Source organism: Variovorax glucosi, assembly GCF_051216695.1.
Lineage (GTDB): Bacteria > Pseudomonadota > Gammaproteobacteria > Burkholderiales > Burkholderiaceae_C > Variovorax.
Map to the genome: position 1 here is coordinate 1 of NZ_JBPJZE010000158.1, position 1,301 is coordinate 1,301.

The 1,301-nt window shown below is 65.7% G+C and carries 2 protein-coding genes; both read right to left on the reverse strand.

Annotated features, from left to right (window positions below; genetic code table 11):
* Window positions 1-258: isocitrate/isopropylmalate family dehydrogenase (locus ACSFA3_RS23820; RefSeq protein WP_435507877.1), on the reverse strand; the 258-nt coding region annotated here is incomplete at its 3' end.
* Complete coding sequence (locus ACSFA3_RS23825) at window positions 255-1,178, reverse strand: alpha/beta fold hydrolase (RefSeq protein WP_435507878.1); 924 nt, start codon at window positions 1,176-1,178, stop codon at window positions 255-257. The genes ACSFA3_RS23820 and ACSFA3_RS23825, both read right to left, overlap by 4 nt.
* Between the last annotated feature and the right edge of the window lie 123 nt (window positions 1,179-1,301).

Below are 1,301 nucleotides of genomic sequence, written 5' to 3' on the forward strand. Positions count from 1 at the left end.
CACGTGGTCGGCGATTTTCTCGGGCCAGCCGACCGCGCCGAAGAAGATGGCGTCGTGCCCACCGATCTGGTCTTTCCAGTTGTCGGGCAGCATCTGGCCGTGCTTCTCGTAGTAGTCCCAGCTCGAGAAATCGAAGTGGTCGAACTTCAGGTCGATGCCGAATTTGCGCGCCACGGCATCGAGCACGCGCACGCCCTCGGGCATGGTTTCCTTGCCGATGCCGTCGCCGGCGATGACTGCGATTCTGTGAGTACTCATGGGTTGGCTCCTGCGTGTGCGTGTTGTAGAGGTAGAGAGAAGAAGGCTTGGGCCTCGGCGAGCAATTCGTCCGGGGCCTCTTCGGGAACGTAGTGGCCACACGGCAAGGCGCGGCCCGACACATCGGCGGCACGTTCGCGCCACAGCGCGAGCACATCGAAGGCCTTGCCCACCGCACCATGCTCGCCCCACAGCACGCGCAGCGGCTGTGCCAGTTGCCGGCCGGCTGCGATGTCTTCGCGGTCGTGCACGAGGTCGATGGTGGCAGAGGCGCGATAGTCCTCGCAGATGGATTCGGCGGTGCCCGCGATGGCGGCGCAGCGTTCGTATTCGGCCAGCACCTCGGGCGCAAAGGGCGCGAGGCCGGCATGCCGCCCGCCCATCACGCTGCGCACGTAGCGCACGGGGTCGGACGCGATCAGCGCCTCGGGCAGCGGCGGCGGCTGGATCAGGAAGAACCAGTGCCAGTAGGCGCGCGCGAAGGCCTCGGTGGTCTGCGCATACATCGCCAGCGTCGGCGCGATGTCGAGCAGCACCAGCCTGCGCACGGCCTGTGCGTGGTCCATGGCCAGGCGGTATGCGACACGGGCGCCGCGGTCGTGCGCCAGCACGTCGAAGCGTACGAAGCCGAAATGGCGCATCAGCGCGACCTGGTCGGCCGCCAGCGTGCGCTTCGAGTAGTTGGAATGGTCTGTTGCGCCCTCGGGCTTGGACGAGTCGCCATAACCGCGCAGGTCGGCCGCGATGACGGTGAACTGTTCAGCCAACATGGGCGCCACGCGGTGCCAGATGGCATGCGTTTGCGGGTGGCCGTGCAGCAGCAGGAGCGGCGCGCCGCGCCCGCCGACCACCGCCGAGATGGCGATGCCATGGCCCACGTCGACATGGTGCCGTTCGAAGCCAGGGAAGAGTTCATTCATGGGGTGTCTCCTTCGAAAACGCTGCGGCTTTCCGCTTGCAATGAATCGTAGGTAGTTCTTCTGGCGCCACAAAGTCGCTCGGGGCAATTGATCCTTTCCTGTGGCGACTTAATATCGCGACCA